We start from the raw sequence: 22,452 nt of genomic DNA, 5'->3' as shown, positions 1-22,452 counted from the left end.
AGAGGGTGTGCCGTGTCGACCGCATGGCGGGATCTTCGGCGCGTACGGCTCGCACCAGGTTCTATAGGAAAAGTCGGTGAACACCGATGGCGGTTCCAGAAGGACGGGTTGCGACGCGGGTTGGGCTCCCGCTCGAGTTCGCGTCCATGGATAAGCACTACGAACTCGTATCCAGCGAAGCCTCACTGATGCGCAGGCGCGTCTTGTTCAGAACCTAGGCAAGGCAGGCATCCAGTGCTTTCTGCCACTCGGGTAGGCGCACATTCCAATTGCGCTCCAGCTTGCTGCAGTCCAGGCGCGAGTTGAGTGGGCGACGAGCCGGCGTGGGGTAGTCGCTGGTTGGAATGGGCTGCAGTTTGGCGCAGGGCTTTGCGCTTGCGCGCAGGCGATCACCAATGGCCTGGGCGAAGCCGAACCAGCTGGTCTCGCCCCGATTGGTCAGGTGGTAGGTGCCCCACTGGCGGTTGCCCTGTTGCCAGGCGTCGATCAGTTCTGCGGTCGCCCCCGCGATACTGCCAGCCCAGGTCGGTGCGCCGATCTGGTCGGCGACCACGTTGAGCTGTTCGCGCTCTTGCAGCAGACGCTGCATGGTCAGCAGGAAGTTGCGGCCGTGGCGGGAGTACACCCAGCTGGTGCGCAGGATCAGGTGATCACAATCACTGTCGGCAATGGCGCGTTCACCGGCTAGCTTGCTCGAGCCGTAGACGCTCAGCGGGTTTGGCGTGTCGTCTTCGCTGTAGGGGCTGGCCTTGCTGCCGTCGAACACGTAATCGGTGGAGTAGTGGATCAGCGGGATGCCTAGCTCGGCGCAGGCCACGGCCATTACACCAGGCGCTTCGGCATTGATGGTGAAGGCTAGCGCCTGCTCCTGCTCGGCTTGATCCACCGCGGTGTGAGCGGCCGCGTTGATCAGTAGATCTGGCTGCTCGCGCAGTATCGTCCGGCGCAGGCTGCTTGGCTGCGCCAGATCGAATGCGTGACGATCCAGGCTGATCAGCTCATGCTCGCTCAGCGCCAGTTGCAGTTCACGGGCGACCTGGCCGGTATGGCCGCTGATGAGAATTCTCATGCGAAAACCTCTGCCTCGCTGAGGCTCAGGCCTTGCTGATCTTTGGCGGAGAGTTGCGGCGTCAAGCCGTCCAGCGGCCAGTCAATAGCCAGTTCCGTATCGTCCCAGCGAATGCAGCGCTCATGTGCCGGGGCGTAGTAGTCGGTGGTCTTGTAGAGAAATTCGGCATAGTCGCTGAGTACCAGAAAGCCATGGGCGAAGCCTCCCGGTATCCAGAGCTGACGCTTGTTTTCCGCCGACAGATGCACGCCGACCCATCTGCCGAAGTTGGGCGAGCTACGGCGTATGTCGACGGCCACGTCATAGACCTCACCAGCCGTGACCCGCACCAGTTTGCCCTGCGTTTGCTGCAACTGATAATGCAGGCCGCGTAGCACGCCACGCGCCGAACGCGAGTGGTTGTCCTGCACGAAGTCGCGGTTCAGGCCGGTTTCCTCTGCGAAACGGCGGGCATTGAAACTCTCGAAGAAGAAGCCGCGTTCGTCGCCAAATACTTGAGGCTCGAGAATCAGCACCTCGGGCAGTGCAGTCGGCGTTACATTCATGCCCGCTCCTCGGCCAGCTTGTACAGGTACTGACCGTAGCCAGTCTTGCCCAGCGCTTTGGCTCGGGCAAGTAGGTGATCGTTGTCGATCCAGCCCTGCTGGTAAGCAATTTCCTCAAGGCAGGCGACTTTCAGCCCTTGGCGTTTCTCCACCGTTTGTACGTACTGCGAAGCATCTAGCAGGCTGTCATGGGTGCCGGTATCGAGCCAGGCGAAGCCACGACCGAAACGTTCCACGCGCAGATCGCCACGAGCCAGGTAGGCATTGTTGACGTCGGTGATTTCCAGCTCGCCGCGTGACGAAGGTTTTACCGCCTTGGCGATCTGCACCACGTCATTGTCGTAGAAATACAGGCCGGTCACGGCGAAGCTGGACTTTGGTTTGCTCGGCTTTTCTTCGATGGACAACGCGTTGCCGGCTGCATCGAACTCGACCACGCCGAAACGCTCCGGGTCGCTGACCCAGTAGCCGAATACGGTGGCGCCGCTGCTATGGCTGGCTGCCCGTAGCAGTTTCTCGGTGAAGTGCTGGCCGTGGAAGATGTTGTCACCCAGGATCAGGCATACCGGGTCGTCGCCGATAAAGGACTCACCGATCAGGAAGGCCTGTGCCAGGCCATCGGGCGAAGCTTGTTCTGCATAGCTCAGGCTGATGCCGAACTGACTGCCGTCACCCAGCATCTTCTGGAAGTTGGGTAAGTCTACGGGCGTGGATATGACCAGAATTTCGCGAATGCCGGCGAGCATCAGCACCGACAGAGGGTAATAGATCATCGGCTTGTCATAGATCGGCAGCAATTGCTTGGAAACGCCGAGGGTGATGGGGTGTAGGCGAGTGCCGGAGCCGCCAGCGAGAATGATGCCTTTCATTGAAGCTCCTTAGAGTGCGCCGAGTCGCTGACCCTGGTAGCTGCCATCTTGCACACGGCGGCACCAGTCGAGATTTTCCAGGTACCACTGCACTGTCTTGCGCAGGCCGGTTTCGAAGGTTTCCTGCGGTATCCAGCCCAGCTCACGCTCGATCTTGCTGGCGTCTATGGCATAACGCAGGTCATGGCCAGGACGATCCTTTACGTAGGTAATCAACTCTTCATAGCGCGATATGCCGGTTGGCTTCTGCGGAGCCAGTTCTTCCAGCAGCGTACAGATGGCGCGTACCACATCGAGGTTCTTCTGCTCGTTGTGTCCGCCGATATTGTAGGTCTCACCCACCTTGCCCTCGCTAACCACCTTGAGCAGTGCGCGTGCGTGGTCTTCGACATACAGCCAGTCACGTACCTGCTGACCATTGCCGTAGACCGGTAATGGCTTGCCTGTCAGGGCGTTGAGAATCATCAGTGGGATGAGTTTCTCGGGGAAATGGTAAGGGCCGTAATTGTTCGAGCAGTTGGTGATCAGTACCGGCAGGCCATAGGTGCGCTGCCAGGCGCGTACCAGGTGATCGGATGCTGCCTTGCTCGCCGAGTAGGGTGAGCTGGGGGCGTAGGGCGTGGTTTCGCTGAACAGGTCGTCGACGCCATGCAGATCGCCGTATACCTCGTCGGTGGATATGTGATGGAAGCGAAAAGCCGCCTTGCGTTGCGAATCCAGGCCAAGCCAGTAGGTGCGAGTGCTTTCCAGCAAGCTGTAGGTGCCGACGATATTGGTCTGGATAAACGCGGCTGGGCCATCGATGGAGCGGTCGACATGGGACTCCGCCGCCAGATGCATGATGGCATCGGGCTGAAACTCGTTCAGCGTCTTCGTCACTCGATCTGCATCGGCGATATCGGCCTGGATGAAACGGTAGCGCGGACTCTCGGCAACCAGCCTGAGCGATTCCAGGTTGCCGGCGTAGGTCAGTTTGTCGAGGTTGAGCACTTCATGCTCGGTATCTTGGATCAGGTGGCGAATCAGAGCTGAGCCAATGAAGCCGGCACCGCCGGTGATCAGGATGCGCATGGAACAGGCCTTTAACGAAGGTTAGGGCAGCGTTTTTCTAAGCTGGAAGTGATGCATCACTCTCGTTTTTGTATCCGAGATTTCTTGTCGTGTTGTTCTGGGCGCTCCCTTGCAGGTGATATGGCGTTAGCTCGAATAGCCATTCGTTTGTACACCAAGTTCATTGGCGTGAGCGAGCTATTCTGGTTGATTACAGGTGGAGCAGAGAGCATTAAAAAAACATATAAGGCGGGTATTTTTTGTGATTTTTATGGCGTCAATATTTAACTATGCTATCCCTTAAATCAGATGTTGAAATGCCATTATAAAAGTGGTTAAGTCGCTATATAAGATTTTTCGACGATATTTTGTCACGTTCCGGAAAACATTTTCTCGACTGCCTTTTTTCTGGCGTATCGATGCGCGCGAACGGAAATTATGGCGGGGGTGATCTTTCATGCGTCAGCAGTTGGTCGGTAGTTCCTTACTGGCGCGCCCTGGATTCATCGAGTACTTCCTGGCAGCAATGCGGTTGGTTCATGGCCTGACCGCGGCGTTACCAGGGCTTCTGCTATTGCTTTGGCTCTCGGAAGAGCCCTTGTTAACGCAGAGCTACGCTGCTGTCCTGCTGTTCTTCGGCGTACTGACGGTGATGATGTTTCAGGCGCTGGGCGTCTATTCGGAAGAAATATTCAGCGGCTTGCTGCGTTTCCGAGTGATGTTTTTCGCCTGGTCGGCAGCGTTTTGTCTGCTGCTGTTCATGCACCAGGCGTTGGCGATGTTCAGCTTCATGGAGTGGCATTTCCTCAGCTTCTGGTTCCTGAGCAGCCTCTTCGCGTTCGGCGCCGAGCGCTTGGCGTTGCTGGCCCTTTATCGGTACTGGATGCGCGCCGGACAATTCCTACAGAGTTCGGTCATTCTTGGTGCGACTGAGAATGGCTTGCGTCTGGCGGAGTTCATGCAGCGCCATAGCGACATTCGCTCTGGGCTGATCGGTTTTATCGACGACCGTATCGGTCGCTTGCCCGATAAGCTGATGGGGGTACCGTTGCTGGGGGACAGTAGCGCACTGGAGCGTTTGGTGCGCGAAGAGCGAGTTACGCAGGTTCTGGTTGCATTGCCCTGGTCTGCCGAAAGTCGCATCGAGCATATCGTGCGCGAGCTGCGTAAGCTCCCTGTGAACGTCCTTCTGGTGCCGGACATGCTGGCCTTTAGGCATGCACGCAATCGCATCACCGAGGTTGCAGGATTACCGATGTTCAATGTCTCGGAAAGGCCGCTTGATGGCTGGTCTCCTTTGATCAAACGACTCGAAGACCTGCTCCTGGCCCTCCTGGCTCTGGCCTTGGCTCTGCCAGTGATGATCTTGGTCGCGCTGGCGATCAAGCTCGATTCCCCAGGGCCTGTGCTGTTTCGCCAGAAGCGTTACGGCTACAACAACAAACTGATCGAAGTGTTCAAGTTCCGCTCCATGTACTGCGACCGCGCTGATGCCAACGCCGAACGGCAGACCACGCGCAATGACGACCGTATCACCCGTGTCGGGCGCTTCATCCGCAAGACCAGCCTGGATGAGCTGCCACAGCTGTTCAATGTGCTTCTCGGCAGCATGTCCATGGTCGGTCCGCGCCCGCATGCCACGGCGACCAAGGCGGCCGGCATCCTGTTCGAGGATGCGGTGAAGGAATACACCGCGCGTCATCGGGTCAAGCCTGGCATTACCGGTTGGGCGCAGATCAATGGTTATCGCGGTGAAACCGACACGCTGGAGAAGATCGAGAAGCGTGTCGAGTTCGACCTGCAATACATCGAAAACTGGTCGGTGTGGTTCGACTTTTACATCCTCTTCCGCACCTTGCCTGCGGTCATCTTCACCCGTGAGGCCTACTGATGAGTGCCCTGGTTCCCTGTATTGTCGCTGGCGGCGCCGGCACGCGGCTCTGGCCGGTTTCACGCGAGGCGATGCCCAAGCCGTTCATGCGCCTGGCCGATGGGCGCAGCCTGCTGCAGAAAACCTTCGAGCGTGTTGCTGGCCTGGATGACGTCGCCCAACTGCTGACGGTGATCAATCGGGAGCTGTTGTTTCGCACGCTGGATGACTATCGCGCGCTGAATCAGAAGCGTCTGGAGCTGGATTTCCTCCTCGAACCCATGGGGCGCAACACCGCTCCTGCGATTGCGGCTGCGGCGCTGCATGTCGTGCGTCATTACGGTGAAGACGCCCAGTTGCTGGTGCTGCCGGCAGATCACTTGATTCGCGATCAGGCCGCTTTCATCGCCGCCATCGGACGGGCTCGTGCTCTGGCTGATGCTGGCTGGCTGGTCACGTTCGGTATCCAGCCGGATCATGCAGAGACAGGCTATGGCTATATCCAGCAAGGCGAGGAGCTGGAGGGCGGTTACCGTGTCGCCAGCTTCGTCGAGAAACCCGACTTGGCGACGGCCGAGGCTTACCTGGCTGGTGGCAAGCATTTGTGGAATGCCGGCATGTTTTGCTTTCGCGCCGATGTACTGCTGCGTGAACTACGTGAACATGCGCCGCAGGTCGTCGAGGGTGTGGAGAAGTGCCTTGCCCTGAGTGCCCCGGCGCAGGGCAAGCAGGGCGTGCAGTGCGAACTGGATGGCGGAAGCTTCGCCGAAGTGCCCGATATCTCTATCGACTATGCCCTGATGGAACGTTCGGCCAAGGTCGCCGTGGTGCCTTGTAATCTGGGCTGGAGCGATATCGGCTCCTGGCAGGCATTGCGCGAATTGACGCCAGCAGATGCCAACGGCAACCAGATCAATGGCGAGGTGATTCTGCATAACGTGCAGGGTTGCTACATCGACTCGCCCAAGCGCCTGGTCGGTGCCGTGGGGGTGCGCGATCTTGTGGTGGTCGACACTCCAGATGCCTTGCTGATCGCTGACGCCCAGTGCACGCAGGACGTCAAATTCGTCGCTCAGGAGCTGAAGAGGCGCGATCACGATGCCTATCGTCTGCATCGTACCGTGACTCGTCCCTGGGGTACCTACACCGTGCTGGAAGAGGGCCCGCGTTTCAAGATCAAGCGCATCATGGTGCGCCCTGGCGAGTCGCTGTCACTGCAGATGCACCATCACCGCAGCGAGCACTGGATCGTCGTCAGTGGCACGGCACGGGTAGTCAACGGTGAACGTGACTTTTTACTGAATACCAATGAGTCGACCTTTATCCCGGCCGGCCACCACCATCGCTTGGTCAATCCGGGAGTGATCGATCTGGTGATGATCGAGGTGCAGAGCGGCGAGTATCTGGGCGAGGACGACATTGTTCGCTTCAACGATATCTATGGTCGTGCGCCAGTAAGTGAGGCGACCAACTGATGCGTGTCGCCTTGATTATTCCGACTCGCAACGCAGGCGCTCACCTCGATCGTCTGTTACCTGCGATCGCCATGCAGACACTGCAGCCGGACGAGTTTCTGGTAGTCGACAGTGCTTCGCGTGACGATACGGTCGTGCGCTTACGTGCAGCAGGTGCCCGAGTCGAAGTAATCGAGCCTACCCAGTTCAATCATGGTGGAACCCGGCGTTGGGCCAGTGAATTGGTTGACGCGGATACCTTGATCTATCTGACTCAGGATGCCATTCCGGCCCGAGCGGACACCTTCGCCAACATCGTTACTGATCTGCATGCCGAGGTAGGTATCGGTGTCGCTTATGGCCGTCAGTTGCCACATCCGGATGCTGGCTTGCTTGGCGCGCAGTCACGTCACTTCAACTATCCGGCTCAGAGTCGTACCAAGTGCATGAACGATGCGCCTGAGCTGGGGATAAAAACTTGTTTCAGTTCAGACTCGTTCTCTGCCTATAAATATGAAGCACTGCTTGCTGTCGGGGGCTTCCCCGATGATGTCATCGGTAGTGAAGACGCCTACGTTGCGGCCCGCATGCTGCTCAGCGGTTATGCCGTGCGCTATGCCGCCGATGCGATGGTTCACCATTCGCACGATTACACCATGTTTGAAGAGTTTCGCCGCTACTTCGATATCGGCGTGTTCTACGGACGGGAGAACTGGATTCGCCAGGCTTTCGGTGCGGCGGGTGGTGAAGGATTGCGTTACGTGAAGGCGGAAATTGCTGCATTGCGTCGCGCGGGAGCGTTGTACCGATTACCAGAGGTTGTGTTGCGCAGTGCAATGAAGTTGGCTGGTTATCGCCTGGGTCAGGTGGAAGAACAGTTGCCGTTATCTATTAAGCGTCGCGTCAGTATGTTTTCTGGCTACTGGCGCTAGCTCCTAACTTGCTACAGGAAGTGATTGAAATGAGACAGGCTTTTTTATTGTCGCTAGTTGTAATGTTAGGGGCATGTACGACACCTGCAAGAGTCATGCTGCCAGACGTTGATACCATTGAGGCAGGGCAGGATGCTCTGGATCAACTGGCTCTCGTCCCGCCTCCCCAGGAGCGGATCCGAGTAGGTGATACTTTGCGTATCGTTCGTGATGCAGGAGAAATGCCGACGCTGTCAGCATTTAATGTCAGCACTATTTATGAGCTGACACTCTTTACCGTACTAAATGACGGCTCCATCTATTATCCGTTCATTGGCAATGTTCCTGTAGCCAGGCGTACGCCTGGTGACGTTGCCGAAGAGCTGACGAGTCGCCTCAAGGAGGTTTACCGCCAGCCCAAGGTAACGGTGAATATTAATAACGCGCCGGGCAACACTGTTTTTGTCGGTGGCGCAGTGCGTAATCCGTCAGCTGTGCCTATTCCGGCTGCCAACAACATTCAGCAGGCAATCATTGGTGCTGGCGGTGTTCTGTCGACCGCCGACAGCCGCAAGGTTGCGTTACTCCGCGAGGACGCGGAGGGTGCTTACCACGCCTACTTTCTTGATTACAGCCAGCTTTTGATTACGGGTGAGCAAGGGCGGAAAACCATTTCCTTGCAGCGCGGAGACATCGTCTTTGTGCCGAAATCTGCGGTTGGAGAGCGCATCGAGGGCGTGGATGTATATCTGAATCAGCTTATTCCTTTTACAAAATCGATAGGAATTGGCACCAGTTACACTATCAATCGCTAAGGAGCGATAAATCCATGATCGAAATTCGTTCCTTTCGTGATCTGCTGCGACTGCTTTTTATATTTTTTCGAGAGTTCAAGCTGGCGACATGTGTCACTTTGATTGTGATTCTACTTGGGGCATTTCTGCTGCCTGCGAAGTACGAGTCCAATGCACGTCTATTGGTTAAGCCTGGGCGTGATACGGCTGTGCCCTTGGAGATAAGTGATCGCCAGGCTATGGTCATGCCGATCAGCCAGCGTGACCCTATTGTCGATGAAGAACGCATGCTTACTGGGCGTCCGATTGTTCATGAAGTGGCCGAACATTACCTGGATGTATTAGCCAATCAGCCTCCCCCCGAGTGGATATGGAAACGCATAAAGTACGAGGTAAAACGCTTTGTCGGGGCGATAATCGACGGTGTGCGTACAGTTTTTGAAACCCTAGGCATTATCGAAGAACAGACGGATGTGGAGCGCCTCGCGCGCAGCCTGGAGAAAAACTTTGAGGTTGATCATGCGCTCGGTTCGAGCGTTATGGAAATACGATTTACCTGGAGTGATCCAGATGTCGCTCGTGCCATTGTGGAGAGCTGGATCGAGATCTATCAGCGGCAGCGAACTGATGCGTTGGGCCGCAAGAGCCTGTTTACTTTCTATGAGGCCCAGAGTGCAGCCAGTGCGTTGCAGATCAAGTCTTACAAGGAACAATTGCTGGAGAAAATGGAGGGGCTCGGTGCAGCAAGCATAACTGACCGTCTGGAGGATCTGTCCGAGCGCATCAACATTCTGCGTGGTGAGCGCTTCAATACCATTCGCCTGATCAGTTCTTCAGACAGTGTGCTGGAAAACACGCGCAAGCAATTGGCCGGGTTACCGCAAGAGGTGATCACTGTCCGCCAGATCGCGCTGAACCCTGCTCAGCAGGATTTACGCCGCTTGCTTAACCAGAAGCGTCTGGAGCGTGTAGATATGCTGCGTACCTACACGGCCACTGCGGAGCCTATCCAGGCGCTGGACGAATCAATCGCGTCGTTGGAGAAGCAGATTGCGTCTGAGGGCGATACGGTGCAGAGCTCGGAAGATCGAGCGCCTAATACCCTCTCTATCCACCTGCAGCGAGTGATGCTTGATGAGACCAGCAACAACAGGGCTTTACGTGCCCAGTTGGCTGCTCAGGAAGCGCAGCTTGCCGAGTTGGATGAGCAGCGTACCGAGGCGATGCGTGTCGAGCCCGAAGTAGCGCGCTTGCAACGGGAACTGGATGCGGCGGAAAAGAATTACGTCCTGTATACCGACAGCCTGGAAAAATCACGTATTGATCGCGAACTGGATAACAGCCAGATCAGCAATATTGCGGTTATCGAAGCTGCCACGCTTAACCCCGCGCGTGTCTTCCCGAAAACGCTGATCATGTTGCTGCTGGCTTTGCCGTTCTCGGTACTGGTTGGCCTTCTGGTTGTCTACTTGTGCTATCTACTTGATCAGCGCATCCATGACGGGGGCCTGGTTGAGGCCCGCTTCGGACTGCCGCTTTGGACTACGCTGCCTGAATTGAATAATTCCAGTGCACAAAGTAGTAATGCATTTGCGGCCAGTGTCTACCGCCTCTATGGCTTTATGCCGTTGAAGCGCATTGCCAGCGAAGGTTTGACGCTTGGTCTGACATCTGCTCGACATGGCGAGGGAGTCGGTTTCGTGCTTGAGCAGCTGCGGCAGTTGCTTGAGGAGAATGATCTGAATGTTCGGGTTGGTGGTGCCGAGCAGGCGCAACCCGGTGAGATCGTTCTGTTGGATGCATCGGCGTTGCTCGCCAGCCGTGAAGCATTCGTCGCCTTGCGTCGTGCAGATGTGATTGTGTTGATCGTTGAGGCGCGGCAGAGCTCCATTCCGGTGATACAACATGTGCTGTCCATACTGACGACAGCTTTTGGCAAGGTAGATGGCATCATCATCAACCGTCGTCGCTTTGAGGTACCGGGACGCGTCCTGCAGGCAATTGATCGTTTGCGGGGCTCGTTCTGATGCGCATTGCCCTTCTGGCGCCGCTGCCCCCTGATCAGAACGGCATTGCCGACTACACGGGGCATTTCAAGGCAGCGCTGGAAATCAATGGGGTGGAAGTTGTTACCCCTTTGCTGGGGTGTGACGCAAATGTTCAGTCAGTGGAGGCTTGTGTAGCGGCTTTTGACTGGACGTCAGTCGATCTGGCGCATGCAGAGCTTGGGGGCGGCCGCCTGAGAGAGTTTCACGCATTGAAGCTGTTGCGCCAGCGCTATCCCAATCTGAAGCTCACCGCGACGGTTCATGATCCTGAACGGCTGATCTGGCGGCCGGCACATTTGCCATGGTTGCTGGCCTGGACGGAGCGCTTCCCAGGATTGATCCAACAAGCAGCTGTCGTATTGTCAGACCCACTAACGTTGCGTGATGAGCGTCGGTTGGCTCGGAGCCTTGATCGACTCTTCACCCTGACGAATCTTGGTGCCCAATGCCTGGCACATCGCATGGGCTTGGAACCGGGGCGAGTGGCTATGGTGCCTCATGGCAACTTGGATGTTGCGCCTGTCGAACTGCCACCTACGGAGGTTATACGCCTTCTGTACTTTGGCTTTATCTACCGTGGAAAAGGTATTGAAAGCCTGTTGGAGGCATTTGCAAAAGTCTTGCAGAGCGATAGCTCTCTCAAGGCACGGATGCGCCTGACGCTGGCCGGCGGGACTGCTGCGGAGATGGCCTTCGGTGCATCCGGAAGTTATCTGGAGGAACTCCGGACGCTGATTACTGATTTTCGGCTCGAGTCAAACATTGACTGGCGTCTGAATCTGCCACGGGATGAAATTGCTCAGGTGATTCAGGCTCATCATGTGATGGTGCTGCCATATAGGGAATCTCAGAAACTCAGCATCCTAGGTGCGCAGCGTGGCACCAGTGGGGCTCTTTCATGGGCCTCGGCATGCGGCAGAGGAGCGATTACATCTGATGCCAGAGCTTTCGCGGAGGAAGTGAGTAATGGCAATGGCATGACGTTCGCTCAAGGTGACTCCAATGCATTGGCTGAGATCTTGCTGAAGTTCGCTCGTCAGCCTGATCTGGCGTCCACCTGGGGGGATCGGGCAAGCTCGATAGGGCGCGAGCGCCGTTGGAGTAGTATCGGTCGGCGCTTCCATAAGCACTTTGATGAACTGTGCAAATAGGAGCCTGACGCCATGAGAAAGACAGCCGCCGTCTTGATGATCCTTCTACTTGGCAGCCTGCTGCTCTGGGGGATGCGTGTCGATGCCCAGATGCATACGATGAAGGCACCTCGCGAGGTCGTGTGGAAGGACTTTCTAGGTGTCAATGCCCAATTCCTCTGGTTTAGCCCGGATCGTTATAGGCAGCAGATGCAGCGGCTCAAAGACCTTGGTCTTGAGTGGGTTCGCCTGGATCTGCACTGGGATCAGTTGGAGCTCACCGAAGGACAGTACAACGTGGCAGCGCTAGATGTGCTGGTGCGGGATCTGGAAAAAGAGAAGCTCAAGTCAGTTTTTTATCTGGTTGGCTCGGCGCGATTTATCACGACCGCCCCACCAGAATCACCTTATCAGGATCAGTACCCACCTCGCGATCCAGAGGTCTTTGCTCATCGTATGGCGCTGCTGGCCATGCGCTACCCCAGTGTAGATGCCTGGCAGGTCTGGAATGAACCCAATTTGTTGGGATTCTGGCGTCCGGAGGCAGATGCTGCCGGTTATGCACGGCTTCTCGAGGCTAGTACGTTGGCACTGCGAGCGGTTGCTCCGGAAAAACCGGTTGTTGGCGCAGGGCTGGCGTTCTTCAGTGACCTCCCAGGCGGTAAAAGTATGTTCGAGCAGTTGGGACAGCTTGGGGTGCAGCGTCTAGAGACCATCGTTGCTTACCACCCCTATACGCAGTTGCCGGAAGGGAATATGCGTGGCGGTAATGATTTTGCGTTACGCACGCAAGAACTCAACAATGTCTTGCGACGTTCCGGTGTACCTGCCATCTGGGCTACCGAGTGGGGGTGGTCCAGCTACGCAGGACCGAAAGAGGCTCAGGACATTATTGGTCGTAATGGTCAGGCCGACTACATATTGCGTCGCCTGGCTCTGATGAGTACACAGGACTTCGATCGTGTATTTCTCTTTACACTCAATGACCTAGATGCCAGGGCTTCGGTTCGTGACCGTGATTACGGGCTACTGGATCTAGAGGGCAAGCCTAAGCCTGTTTACCTTGCCCTACAGCGTTTTCTCGCGATAACGGGGCCACGCCTTGCGCCAGCCGAACCGCCTCAGATTCAGAACAAGGTCGATGGTTTGTATAGCGTTGCCTGGAAAACCGACAAGGGGCAAAACCTCTGGATGTTTTGGGCCGAAAAGGGCGGTGATATCGAGTTACCTGGTGTGACCCGAGCTGTACTGCATGATCCATTGACTGGACTTGAAACATCGTTGGGCGACGGTAGCTGGGTGACGGTTAAAGCCAAACCGAGTCTGCAGATACTGACTTGGGATTGAGCTTGATGCGTTTACTCTGGGTTCTACCCTACTCTCCATGGCCAACCACGAGCGGTGGCAAAACGCGGCAATACAACTTGCTGCGTAGTTTGTCTGCTCGTGGTCATCGCATCACTCTTCTTGTGCAGAGTAAGCAGGTGTTGACGGACGCTGACCGGTCAATGATCGAGCCATTACTTGAGTCTTTGATTGTTGTCCCACGCCGCCCACTGCGTAGCCTGACGAGTGTCTGGGCTGCTCTGTTTTCATCTGTCCCGCTTCTGGCAAGTATTAACGGCTATTCCCGTATTATGGAGGAGCGTCTGAAAGCGTTGCTGCAAGAGCACTGGGATATTGTGCAAGTTGAGCACAGCTATAGCTTTCAGCCTTTGGAAAAACTACTGAAGGACAGGCGACAGCCGTTCGTCTTGACGGAACATAACGTCGAATCCTCATTGGGAGCGGCGACCTACTCACGTTTTCCTGCTTGGGCACGACCCTTTGTCTGGTTCGACCAATGGCGCTATCGCCGCTGGGAAAGAAGGGTGCTGAGCCAAGCCTCTCGTGTGGTAGCCGTGACCGATGCTGATGCATCCCAGATGCGGCTCCTGTCCGAGCGGCCTGTAACAGTGGTTGTCAATGGTGTTGATTGTGCTCACTTCTCGACGGTGGAGCCGGATTCTGCCCAGCAGAGAGTATTGTTTCTGGGCAATTACGAGTATTCGCCTAACGTGGATGCCGTCGAGTGGGCTATGGAAGAGGTCATGCCACGCCTGTGGCAGCAGTGCCCGAAGGCCGTCGTTAGCATCTGTGGTTATGCGTTGCCGGCTCAATGGCCCGTGCGCTGGCCTGATGAGCGGATTGAATGGCAAGGGTTCGTCAGTGACCTGCCTGCGTTACAGGCTTCCTCCTCAGTATTTTTGGCTCCTTTACGTCATGGTGGTGGATCGAAACTGAAAGTATTGGAGGCGCTTGCTGCTGGGCTGCCGTTAGTCAGTACAGCGCAGGGGGTTTCAGGGCTGGATATCGAATCTGGCATGCATTATCTGAATGGGGAAACTGCGGAGCAGCTGGCGGCTGCGCTAGCCAGGGTGTTGAAGGTGCCGGCGCTGGCTAGAAGGCTTGGTGAGGCGGGGCGAGGCTATGTCCGTGAACAACATGACTGGAGTGTGGCTGCGAGTCAGCTTGAAGCGATCTATGCAGACATGAATCGAGAGCGCTCCAGGGGGATTTCATGCGCATAGGGTTGGATTACCGAATGGTGGCATCTGCGCCGATGTCAGGGATCAGTCGCCAAATTCTGGCGATGGAGAGTGTTCTGCGTGAGTTACCGGACGTGGAGCTAGTGCGTTTTGCAGTCGCTCCCCAGAGGGCGACACTTCGTGAACGGGTCTGCTGCCCGTCATGGGGATGCCCCTCGGCCTCAATGCACCAACCCCATCATCGTTTGCGCTTCGAAGCATGTTTTCTACCTAGTGAATTGCACCAGAAGAAAATAGATCTGCACATAGCGAACTTCAACATGGGGCTACCGTTGCCGCCAAAGCCCGCAGGGATTCGCTACGTACTTGTTCTGCACGATCTTTTTCAGATCACGATGGAAAATTACCACGCCAACCGCCTGAAAGCGGCGATCTACAAGGTTAGCGACCGTCTCTCGATTGCCTATGCCGTGCATATTGCCGATCAGATCTGGACGCCGTCGCAGTTCACGGCTGATGAGGTTGCTAGGTTGTTTCCGGGCGCTATTGAAAGGGTACGGGTGCTCCCTAATATGGTCGAGGAGAACTGCGAGCAGGTGGCAGACATGGCAGGCAGACTGCCCTCGCGCTATTGGCTTGTGGTGGGGACTCGCGAACTGCGCAAGAACGTGCCTTGGTTCGTTGAGGCGTGGTCGCAGGCAAGACGTGAATCATCTCGGATTCCGGAGCTTGTGTTGGTCGGGAGTTTTGAGCACTTACCCGAATCGCAGAGGCAACTGCCTGGTTTGCACGCATTTTCAGGTCTGGATGACGCTCAACTGCAGAGCGTGTACATGAATGCGCAACGCCTCTGGCAGCCATCCTATGCAGAAGGCTTTGGTCTTCCCGTGGTTGAGGCGTTGAGTCTAGGTGTTCCGGTGGCTGTTGCAACGGGATCCTCTCTTGGAGAGGTAGCACCGCTCGACAGTCCGCGCTTCTCGCCCGTCGATGGGCCTGCGTTGCAGCAACTGATGCACCGGTTAGCATCTGGCCCAGCCGAGGATCCCAGCTTGTTGCGTGAGTGGGCCAAGCGTTTTGGCCGTGGCCCCTATCGTAATCGCCTGATCGAACTGATCGCGGAAGTGAGCTCATAATGCCAGGAAAGTTCTTTGCCATCGGCCTGGGTATCGTATTCGGTGTGCTGGCGTTGTTCTTGTCGCCGCTCAAGGCGGTCGCTGCCGTGTTTGCAGTGGTTGTTGCCCTTAGTGTGTTGCGCTTTCCTCTCTGGGGGCTTCTGCTTTTCGTGTTGCTGGCTACTTTCATGCCCTATGCGACCGTCAATCTCGGTATCCGGACGACTGTGAGCGAAGCGTTGCTGGCTCTGACCTGGGGGGCTCTGCTGTGGCAAGCCTTCATTGCGCCTGAATCGCGCTTACCTGTGACCGGCACGACAGAGAGATGGTTGATGGTACTGATGCTCTTCAGCATCGTGCCGTTCGTGATTGGTCAGCTTTCCACCCAGGGTACAGCAAGTGGGCTGTCCAACTGGTTACGCTGGCTACTCAATCTGTCCACGCTATTTCTCGCGGCCAAGCTGCTGCAGGAGCGAAAGAACCGAGAGTTGCTGGTGGTCTGTCTGCTGCTCGGTACTCTTGCGATGCTGCTCCTTTCGATCATCGTGTTTCTGCGTACGCGCTCGGCGTCTGGAATGCTGCCGGTACTGACTTTCTTTAGCTACGGTAATTTGGACATGCTCGGTTTCGGCCTCAATGCTCTGTCATCTCGCATGGGGTCGCCATGGATGCATCCGAATGCCACGGGCGGCATCATGGCGTTGTTATTGCCTTTGGCATTGTGCTTTGGGCTGGCCAATGAGGGCTGGCGACGCTGGCTGGGACTGTGTGTGGCATTGCTGGGGGCGGCAGCTCTTCTTTTGTGTAGCTCCCGGGGGGCAATGCTTAGTTTGACAATCGTGCTTCTCTGGATGGCTGGGCGACGAGTGCCCTATACCGGGCGTTTGCTGATGTTTGGGGCCATGCTTGTCGTCGTTCTGGTTATGAGTTATCCGCCCTTGCAAGATCGTCTGGTCACCATCTTTTCTTCGGACAACGCGAGTACTTTGGAACGGTTCGATGAGTACCGAATGTTCCCCAAAGCGGTATTGGCCTATCCGTTCGGCTTGGGATTTAAACTTGAGCCCCCCATTGAGGGCACTGACCTGATTGGTATCTCCAATTTGTGGCTCAACTTCATGTACAAGTTGGGGGTAGGGGGGATGCTGTTGTTTATTGTTGTGTCCTGGCATTGGTGGCGTGAGAGCAGGCCGAATCAGGGGCATATTGTACTGACGCGAGATAATTCAATCTGGCTGGGTAGTTTGGGTGGGGTTCTGGCTGCCTTGATCAGTGGCTTGTTCGACCATTACTTCAGCTTTGCGGTGGTTATGGTCGGGCTGTTCTGGCTGCTGGTGGGGATTAATCTTCTGGAGGCTCGGCGTCTTTTTCCTGCTCGGCAGACGCAAGCAGGCCCACAGCATTTAAAGACAGGTATTACCGCTAGTGGCCGAGGCTGACGTCGCACATGCTAGGTTCTGCTGCGTGGCTGACACTGGTGACTTTGCTCGGATTGGCTCTGGGTTTTGCTCGGGAATGGCTGCAGGTGAGCGCTTGGGGGGCCGGTGCTCAAAGCGATGCTTTTCTGGTAGCGCTATTCTTGCCAGAAGCTGTTCGCATGTCTTTGGCTGGCGGCTTACTCAGTGCCGCGGCCCTTCCTTTGTACTTGGCTGAAGATGATAGGGGGCGGTTAGCCTGGATCCAGGCGTTGATACCTCAGCTAGCGCTGATTGGCTCGCTTCTCAGTCTGCTGATCTTGTTGCTAGCCCCCTGGATTGTCCAATTCATTGGCATGGGCTTGGCCGTTTCCGGTCAGATGCAGGCTGCTGAGGTATTACGTATTTTGGCCTGGTGCATTCCGGGTTTGCTACTGCATGCGCTGTTAAGTGTTCCGCTACAGGCCAGCGAGCGCTTCGTAATGGCAGGGCTTGGTTCCGTGCTGTTCAATCTTCCTCCGGTCGCTTACCTGTTATGGATGGGACAGCAGAGCAGTTTGTCTGGTGTCGCAGAAGCATGCGTGCTTGGGAGCTTCCTGATGGTTAGCCTGCTGCTGCCCTGGCCGTGGAGGCAAGGTTGGCGGCCCTGGCATGCGTCGATTTCTACCGACGCGATGTGTCTGTTGTGGCGGCGCATGCTGCCTCTTTTGGGAAGCAATGCAGCTAGCCAGGGCCTTGCCCTTGTGGAACGACTCATGGCGTCGTTTCTGGGGGACGGGGCTGTAACTTATGTAAACCTGGCTCGTAAGCTGGTTAATCTGCCGCTGGTAGCCTTGATGAGCTTGAACCAGGTATTGCTTGGTTTGATGAGCAGTCGTGCAAGTACAGAGCGTATACCGCTCCTGCGGAGAGGTGTGGAGACTGCAAGTTTGCTGGCGTTACCGGCAGGTATAGGTCTGGTGGGGTCTGCTCCGGCATTGGTGACATTGCTGCTGCCAGCAGCATTGGGGCAAGGGCCGCTGCCTCTGTTATTGGCCTGTTTCGCTTTGGTACTGGTCTTCGGTTGCTGGAATGCTTTGCTCGCTCGATATGCATACTCGACAGGGAATACTGCGCAACCGTTGTACTGTGAGCTGCTGGGTAGTGCCATTAATGCGGCACTGCTGCTCGCATTGCCTTGGAGCATCGGGTTGGCAGGTATTCCACTGGCTTCGCTTGCTGGTGTTCTGGTCACTGCGTTAGCACTGATGCGTCAGCAGGGGGTGCTCAAGCGTCTGCCATGGGGGCGTTATTGGATTTGCGCTGCTGCGTTACTCAGTGCGTCCGCAGTGTGGTTGTTCGAGATATCGTCTCCATGGCTCCAGCTAGGGCTGACCACCTTGTTTGCATCACTGACAATGGTGTCCCTGGCTTGTGTGCTGAAGCCCTGGCGAGCTACCTGAGTCACTCATAGAAACAATATTTATCCGGATCTCATCGATTCGGTACTTACGAGGGGGCGTTACGGTGGAGCAGCGTTGGGTTCAGATGGATATCGCCAAAGGCGTTGGGATCCTGATCATCGTTTTTGGCCACAGCTGGTTTGTAGCTAGTTCGCCTTATTTTCTCTACCCGTTGCTAGCGTCATTTATCTTGCCATTGTTCTTTTTTCTTTCCGGCGTATTTTTCAAACCATCTGCATCCTTTACCGATACCGCAATAGGAAAGGCAGATGCCTTATTGAAACCATTCTTCTTCACGATGGTGCTGTACGTGATTGTGCGGAATGTAATTCGTGAGCAGCCACTGATGCCTGACATGGGCGGGCTGTTCTATGCATCGGTAAACACCTTGCCCTGGCAGGCTCTTTGGTTCCTGCCGCACTTCTGGCTGGCCATCCTCTACAGTTGGTTACTACTACGTTTTTTGATGGCGCTTCGCCTGCCGTCTGTGGTTATTGGTGGGGTTGTCGTTATTCAGTTGCTGTTCGGCATCTGGTTGTTGGGATGGTTCTGGCAGATGCCTGTTAATCTGCTCGGGCACTCTTTTGTTCTGCCTGGGCTACCTTTCAGTGCTGATGTCGTATTTATCAGCAGTGCGTTCTTCATTTTTGGCTATCTGTTGCGCAGTGTATTGAGGGCACACAAGTCGACCCCCCTGACCTTGCTTGCGAGCGTTCTGTTGTTTGGGGCGGTCTTCTTTTTCCATCCAGTTACGATGGATCTGGCGCAACGGCGTTACGATCACTGGTTCTGGACCACTTTGCTAGCGGTGCTAGGGGTGTATGTATGCTGGGCGCTTTCAGGGGTGATGACGCGATTGGGTTGGTTATCAAGAGCGATGACCTATATTGGGCAGTCGACGCTGATCATCTTGATATTTCATGGGGAAATTCAGAACAAGACCTTCGGACTCCTGCGGTCAGTGTCCGTTCCTGACTACGTAAGCGCCGCTATTGCTTTGCTGTTTACCGTAACTGTCTCGCTCTTGATCGGAGAGGCTATCAAGCGATTGTGGCCGTTACGTTTGTTGTATTTCCCTGTATGGGGACGAAAGCGACGCGAAGCCCAGATAAATGCGAGGGGAGGTGCAAGGTCGTGACCTGTGTGTCGCGTAAAAGCAAAAGGCCCGCATCGCTGCGGGCCTTTGTTTTATATGGTGCCGGCACCAGGAGTCGAACCCGGGACCTACTGATTACAAGTCAGTTGCTCTACCAGCTGAGCTATACCGGCTAGGTGGGGGCGCCATTATATCCATTCGTCGGCCTGAGTAAAGCCACGTGCGAGCCAGGTTTTTCTAAGCTCGGCTATCAGTAGCTTCTGGCTTATGCACAAAGAGAAGGCGCGTGCGACAGATGCGCACCGGCTCTGTGCGCTCTATCACGTTTTTCTGCAAGTCATTGTTTTTGCTGAATCTTATGCGGTTGATCGAAAAGTGATCAGATGTCTGCAAGGTACTTCCTGAGGGCTTTTGGCGCATTTGCCCAGAAAGGATCAACAGAGTTATCCACAGCTTCTGTGTGCAACTCAGGGGCGCTCGGCCAGCAGGAGCAGATTGCGCGGGCTCAGGTGATAGTCGCAGAAGGTGCCCAATTTCACCTGATAGCCCTGCTCTTGCAGGTACAGTGCGCGGTCGAGCAGCAGCCAGAGCTCCAGTGGGCGGCGGAACAGGTTGCGCAGAAGTTCCAGGTTGCGAACTTCTGCCAGGCGCTGCCAGCCGCGGTCTTCCCACTCCTGCCAGTTCTGATCGCTGGGTGAGGGCACACCGCGAAGTGCGGCAAGGTCATGGCAGAAGCGGGCGAAGGGTTTGCCGAACCAGTTACTGGGTAACGATGGCGTGGGCAGGTACTCGTTGCCGCCCTTGAGTTGGCGTTGTAGCAGGTCGAAGGCCAGGCGCCAGGCCATCGACTGGTCGCGTTGTCGGCGTACGCGTGCGCCGGCCGTGACGGTCTCGCTTAACGGCAGAGCGAGATCGTCGCGTGACAGTTGCAGGGGCGATGCCTGCGCCGCGGCTGACAGTGCTTGATACTGCGTGCCGGCAATACGGTTGTAGCAGCAGGGGGCGACTGCCAGTTGCATGCAGCCGTTCTGGCTGGCGAGCTGCAGCAGGCGTACGTGCAGGTCGCCGCAAGCGTGGAGGGCGACTGGGGTGTGTTCAGCTTCGAGCTGGTCGCTGCAATCAATGCTGAGCACGTCCTGCTGGATATGCTTGGCGTTCAAGCCAAGCCGTCGACTCAGTGCGCTGCCGCTCTCGATCAGGGCTGGGTCGTATTCCAGGCAGGTCAGGCGTTGATCATCGTGGGTCAGCCAGCGGCCCAGGTGACCTTTGCCTGCGCACCAGTCGAGCCAGTGCCGGGGGCGTTGGGCGAATCGCAGGTGGCTGGCGAACGCCTGTATCTGCGCCAGTTTGCGTCCGGGCACATCGACGCTGAACACGCTTGGGCGTTCCTCGCTGGCCATGCCTGGCATCTTGCCCAGGGCGCTGAGTGCCTGTGCCTGGTGGGCCAGGGTCGGGAAGGGTGCCGGGGCATCGAGTTCCCAAGGGCTGGCGTTGCTGGCTTCGGCCTGTTCGAGCGAACGGCTCCTTAGCCAGGCCGCGAGCTCAGGTAACTGGGCTTCCCAGGGTAATTGCAGGTGGTGAAAGGGACGCGGTCGCCACAGGGCCTGATGTTCGCGGAGGAAGCTGTCCAGCGCCTGGAAGCGGGCGAGCAGTTCGCCTGAGGTGAGGATGGGCTCGGACATGGCGCACACGCATCTGATGGATTCGTGCCGTCGGCAGGCGACGGCACGGTTGGCTTAGCGGCCCTGGCAGGCGTCGACGCGCAGCCAGCGTTCTAGCAGCTTGAAGAGGTTGATCAGGACAAAGGTGATCGCGAGGTAGAACAGTGCTGCGGTGAAGAAGAACTCCATGCTCACGTAAGTGCGGGCATTGAGCGTGCGCGCCATGCCGGTCAGCTCCAGCAGTGTGACTGTGCTGGCCAGGGCGCTGGCCTTGAGCATCAGGATCACTTCATTGCTGTAGGCCGGCAGGCCGATGCGCGCGGCCCGCGGCAGGATGATGTGCAGCATGGCCTGGGTGCGCGACATGCCCAGGGCACGAGCAGCCTCGATCTCACCTGGCGGCACAGCCTGGATGGCGCCGCGGAGGATCTCTGCGATATAGGCGGCGGTGTGCAGGGTCATGGTGAGCACAGCGCACCAATAAGGATCGCGCAGATAGGGCCAGAAGATGCTCTGGCGCACGGCATCGAACTGGGCCAGGCCGTAATAGATCAGGAACAGCTGCACCAGCATCGGTGTGCCGCGGAAGAAGAAGATGTAGCCGTAGGGCAGGGCGCGTACGTACCAGTGTTTCGAGGCTCGGGCGATACCCATGGGCAGTGCCAGGATCAGCCCGGCGATGACGGCAACTGCCAGCAGTTCGATGGTCAGTAGTGCGCCCTCGAACATCTTCGGCAGGTACTTGTAGATCAGCTCCCAGTTCATTGGTTGCTCCTGACGAAGCCGCGTGAGGCTTTCTTCTCAAGGAAGTGCAAGCCGATCATGGCAATGATGGTCAGCCCCAGATAGATGATGGCGGCGACCAGGAAGAAGGTCATCGGATTCTTGGTGGCAGTGACCGCGATCTGTGCCTGGCGCATGATTTCGGTCAGACCGACCACCGATACCAGGGCGGTGTCTTTCATCAGAATCATGAACAGGTTGCCCAGACCGGGCAGGGCGATGCGCCACATCTGCGGCAGGATCAATTTCCACAGGATGCGACCCTTGGACATGCCGAGTGCCTGGCCAGCTTCGCGATGCCCCTTGGGGATGGCCAGAATGGCGCCGCGGAACACCTCGGTGGCATAGGCACCAAAGCACAGGCCGAGGGCGATGACGCCCGCGGCGAACGGACTGAGTTCCAGGCTACCTACGCCCAGGCTTTCGCCCAGTGCGCGCAATACGTTGACGGTACTGAAGTAGATCAGCAGCACCCAGAGCAGCTCGGGCACGCCGCGTACGATGGTGGAATAGCTGCCGCCGAGCCACTGCAGCGGCTTGTACGGCGAAGTCTTGGCCAGCGCGCCGAGCAGGCCGAGCACCAGACCTAAAACCAGCGCGCAAAGCGCCAGTTGAATAGTCATCAGGGTGCCGGCGGCCAGGGCTGGGCCGAATCCTTGGAGATCGAAAATCATC

19 protein-coding genes and 1 tRNA gene are annotated in these 22,452 nt (G+C 56.7%); 12 read left to right on the top strand and 8 right to left on the bottom strand.

The window, feature by feature from the left end; translation table 11 throughout:
- Positions 1-214: 214 nt before the first annotated feature.
- From rfbD to rfbB, 4 genes are read right to left on the bottom strand one after another with little or no spacing between them, the layout of a single operon-like run.
- Positions 215-1,069, bottom strand: coding sequence for a dTDP-4-dehydrorhamnose reductase (rfbD, locus tag HS968_RS24155; protein WP_182369014.1), 855 nt, complete (start codon positions 1,067-1,069; stop codon positions 215-217).
- The gene (rfbC, locus tag HS968_RS24150; protein ID WP_119694090.1) at positions 1,066-1,614 is read right to left on the bottom strand and encodes a dTDP-4-dehydrorhamnose 3,5-epimerase; all 549 of its coding nucleotides are present in this window, start codon (positions 1,612-1,614) and stop codon (positions 1,066-1,068) included. Before rfbC ends, rfbD begins: the two co-directional genes overlap by 4 nt.
- Complete coding sequence (gene rfbA, locus HS968_RS24145; RefSeq protein ID WP_119694091.1) at positions 1,611-2,483, bottom strand: glucose-1-phosphate thymidylyltransferase RfbA; 873 nt, start codon at positions 2,481-2,483, stop codon at positions 1,611-1,613. The genes rfbC and rfbA overlap by 4 nt, the downstream gene beginning before the upstream one ends.
- Positions 2,484-2,492: 9 nt before the next feature.
- On the bottom strand, positions 2,493-3,554 hold the full coding sequence (rfbB, locus tag HS968_RS24140; RefSeq protein ID WP_119694092.1) for a dTDP-glucose 4,6-dehydratase: 1,062 nt from the start codon (positions 3,552-3,554) through the stop codon (positions 2,493-2,495).
- 436 nt (positions 3,555-3,990) lie between these two features.
- Here rfbB and HS968_RS24135 point away from each other — a divergent pair, with 436 nt between their 5' ends.
- The 12 genes from HS968_RS24135 (at position 3,991) to HS968_RS24080 (ending at position 19,375) form a co-directional block, all read left to right on the top strand.
- Positions 3,991-5,424 (top strand): undecaprenyl-phosphate glucose phosphotransferase, encoded by a 1,434-nt coding sequence (locus HS968_RS24135; RefSeq protein ID WP_119694093.1) that lies wholly within the window; start codon positions 3,991-3,993, stop codon positions 5,422-5,424.
- Positions 5,424-6,878 carry a mannose-1-phosphate guanylyltransferase/mannose-6-phosphate isomerase gene (locus tag HS968_RS24130; RefSeq protein ID WP_182369012.1) on the top strand — a complete coding sequence of 485 codons (1,455 nt, stop codon included), beginning with the start codon at positions 5,424-5,426 and terminating at the stop codon, positions 6,876-6,878. Before HS968_RS24135 ends, HS968_RS24130 begins: the two co-directional genes overlap by 1 nt.
- The gene (locus HS968_RS24125) at positions 6,878-7,789 is read left to right on the top strand and encodes a glycosyltransferase family 2 protein (RefSeq protein ID WP_182369010.1); all 912 of its coding nucleotides are present in this window, start codon (positions 6,878-6,880) and stop codon (positions 7,787-7,789) included. Before HS968_RS24130 ends, HS968_RS24125 begins: the two co-directional genes overlap by 1 nt.
- Before the next feature lie 29 nt (positions 7,790-7,818).
- Positions 7,819-8,583, top strand: a complete 765-nt coding sequence (locus HS968_RS24120) for a polysaccharide biosynthesis/export family protein (protein WP_182369008.1) — start codon at positions 7,819-7,821, stop codon at positions 8,581-8,583.
- 14 nt (positions 8,584-8,597) lie between these two features.
- Positions 8,598-10,589 (top strand): GumC family protein, encoded by a 1,992-nt coding sequence (locus HS968_RS24115; RefSeq protein ID WP_182369006.1) that lies wholly within the window; start codon positions 8,598-8,600, stop codon positions 10,587-10,589.
- Complete coding sequence (locus HS968_RS24110; RefSeq protein WP_182369004.1) at positions 10,589-11,761, top strand: glycosyltransferase; 1,173 nt, start codon at positions 10,589-10,591, stop codon at positions 11,759-11,761. The genes HS968_RS24115 and HS968_RS24110 overlap by 1 nt, the downstream gene beginning before the upstream one ends.
- A 12-nt stretch (positions 11,762-11,773) precedes the next feature.
- Positions 11,774-13,087, top strand: a complete 1,314-nt coding sequence (locus HS968_RS24105) for a beta-xylosidase (RefSeq protein ID WP_182369003.1) — start codon at positions 11,774-11,776, stop codon at positions 13,085-13,087.
- Between the two features lie 5 nt (positions 13,088-13,092).
- Complete coding sequence (locus HS968_RS24100; RefSeq protein ID WP_182369002.1) at positions 13,093-14,310, top strand: glycosyltransferase family 4 protein; 1,218 nt, start codon at positions 13,093-13,095, stop codon at positions 14,308-14,310.
- Entirely contained in the window at positions 14,301-15,401 is a 1,101-nt protein-coding gene (locus tag HS968_RS24095) for a glycosyltransferase family 4 protein (protein ID WP_182369000.1), read from the top strand. The genes HS968_RS24100 and HS968_RS24095 overlap by 10 nt, the downstream gene beginning before the upstream one ends.
- On the top strand, positions 15,401-16,819 hold the full coding sequence (locus tag HS968_RS24090) for an O-antigen ligase family protein (RefSeq protein ID WP_182368998.1): 1,419 nt from the start codon (positions 15,401-15,403) through the stop codon (positions 16,817-16,819). The genes HS968_RS24095 and HS968_RS24090 overlap by 1 nt, the downstream gene beginning before the upstream one ends.
- Positions 16,820-16,827: 8 nt before the next feature.
- Positions 16,828-18,237, top strand: a complete 1,410-nt coding sequence (locus HS968_RS24085) for a lipid II flippase MurJ (protein WP_182368996.1) — start codon at positions 16,828-16,830, stop codon at positions 18,235-18,237.
- Between the two features lie 64 nt (positions 18,238-18,301).
- Entirely contained in the window at positions 18,302-19,375 is a 1,074-nt protein-coding gene (locus tag HS968_RS24080; RefSeq protein ID WP_182368994.1) for an acyltransferase family protein, read from the top strand.
- A gap of 55 nt (positions 19,376-19,430) precedes the next feature.
- Here HS968_RS24080 and HS968_RS24075 read toward each other — a convergent pair.
- The 4 genes from HS968_RS24075 to HS968_RS24060 all read right to left on the bottom strand — a co-directional run bounded on the left by HS968_RS24075 (position 19,431) and on the right by HS968_RS24060 (position 22,451).
- Positions 19,431-19,506, bottom strand: a tRNA-Thr gene (locus HS968_RS24075).
- A gap of 294 nt (positions 19,507-19,800) precedes the next feature.
- Positions 19,801-21,015: a methyltransferase gene (locus HS968_RS24070; RefSeq protein ID WP_182368992.1), complete on the bottom strand. Its 1,215-nt coding sequence runs from the start codon at positions 21,013-21,015 to the stop codon at positions 19,801-19,803.
- 54 nt (positions 21,016-21,069) lie between these two features.
- Positions 21,070-21,759 (bottom strand): ABC transporter permease, encoded by a 690-nt coding sequence (locus HS968_RS24065; RefSeq protein WP_106738334.1) that lies wholly within the window; start codon positions 21,757-21,759, stop codon positions 21,070-21,072.
- Entirely contained in the window at positions 21,756-22,451 is a 696-nt protein-coding gene (locus HS968_RS24060) for an ABC transporter permease (protein ID WP_115290500.1), read from the bottom strand. The genes HS968_RS24065 and HS968_RS24060 overlap by 4 nt, the downstream gene beginning before the upstream one ends.
- Position 22,452: the final 1 nt, after the last annotated feature.

This window comes from Pseudomonas berkeleyensis (assembly GCF_014109765.1).
Lineage (GTDB): Bacteria > Pseudomonadota > Gammaproteobacteria > Pseudomonadales > Pseudomonadaceae > Aquipseudomonas > Aquipseudomonas berkeleyensis.
This window is presented reverse-complemented; position numbering and strand designations above follow the sequence as displayed.

Excerpts from the sequence above, each read along its gene's own strand:
- rfbD (WP_182369014.1), bottom strand. The coding sequence starts at position 1,069 with ATGAGAATTCTCATCAGCGGCCATACCGGCCAGGTCGCCCGTGAACTG.
- rfbC (WP_119694090.1), bottom strand. The coding sequence starts at position 1,614 with ATGAATGTAACGCCGACTGCACTGCCCGAGGTGCTGATTCTCGAGCCT.
- rfbA (WP_119694091.1), bottom strand. The coding sequence starts at position 2,483 with ATGAAAGGCATCATTCTCGCTGGCGGCTCCGGCACTCGCCTACACCCC.
- rfbB (WP_119694092.1), bottom strand. The coding sequence starts at position 3,554 with ATGCGCATCCTGATCACCGGCGGTGCCGGCTTCATTGGCTCAGCTCTG.
- HS968_RS24135 (WP_119694093.1), top strand. The coding sequence starts at position 3,991 with ATGCGTCAGCAGTTGGTCGGTAGTTCCTTACTGGCGCGCCCTGGATTC.
- HS968_RS24130 (WP_182369012.1), top strand. The coding sequence starts at position 5,424 with ATGAGTGCCCTGGTTCCCTGTATTGTCGCTGGCGGCGCCGGCACGCGG.
- HS968_RS24125 (WP_182369010.1), top strand. The coding sequence starts at position 6,878 with ATGCGTGTCGCCTTGATTATTCCGACTCGCAACGCAGGCGCTCACCTC.
- HS968_RS24120 (WP_182369008.1), top strand. The coding sequence starts at position 7,819 with ATGAGACAGGCTTTTTTATTGTCGCTAGTTGTAATGTTAGGGGCATGT.
- HS968_RS24115 (WP_182369006.1), top strand. The coding sequence starts at position 8,598 with ATGATCGAAATTCGTTCCTTTCGTGATCTGCTGCGACTGCTTTTTATA.
- HS968_RS24110 (WP_182369004.1), top strand. The coding sequence starts at position 10,589 with ATGCGCATTGCCCTTCTGGCGCCGCTGCCCCCTGATCAGAACGGCATT.
- HS968_RS24105 (WP_182369003.1), top strand. The coding sequence starts at position 11,774 with ATGAGAAAGACAGCCGCCGTCTTGATGATCCTTCTACTTGGCAGCCTG.
- HS968_RS24100 (WP_182369002.1), top strand. The coding sequence starts at position 13,093 with ATGCGTTTACTCTGGGTTCTACCCTACTCTCCATGGCCAACCACGAGC.
- HS968_RS24095 (WP_182369000.1), top strand. The coding sequence starts at position 14,301 with ATGCGCATAGGGTTGGATTACCGAATGGTGGCATCTGCGCCGATGTCA.
- HS968_RS24090 (WP_182368998.1), top strand. The coding sequence starts at position 15,401 with ATGCCAGGAAAGTTCTTTGCCATCGGCCTGGGTATCGTATTCGGTGTG.
- HS968_RS24085 (WP_182368996.1), top strand. The coding sequence starts at position 16,828 with ATGCTAGGTTCTGCTGCGTGGCTGACACTGGTGACTTTGCTCGGATTG.
- HS968_RS24070 (WP_182368992.1), bottom strand. The coding sequence starts at position 21,015 with ATGTCCGAGCCCATCCTCACCTCAGGCGAACTGCTCGCCCGCTTCCAG.
- HS968_RS24065 (WP_106738334.1), bottom strand. The coding sequence starts at position 21,759 with ATGAACTGGGAGCTGATCTACAAGTACCTGCCGAAGATGTTCGAGGGC.
- HS968_RS24060 (WP_115290500.1), bottom strand. The coding sequence starts at position 22,451 with ATGATTTTCGATCTCCAAGGATTCGGCCCAGCCCTGGCCGCCGGCACC.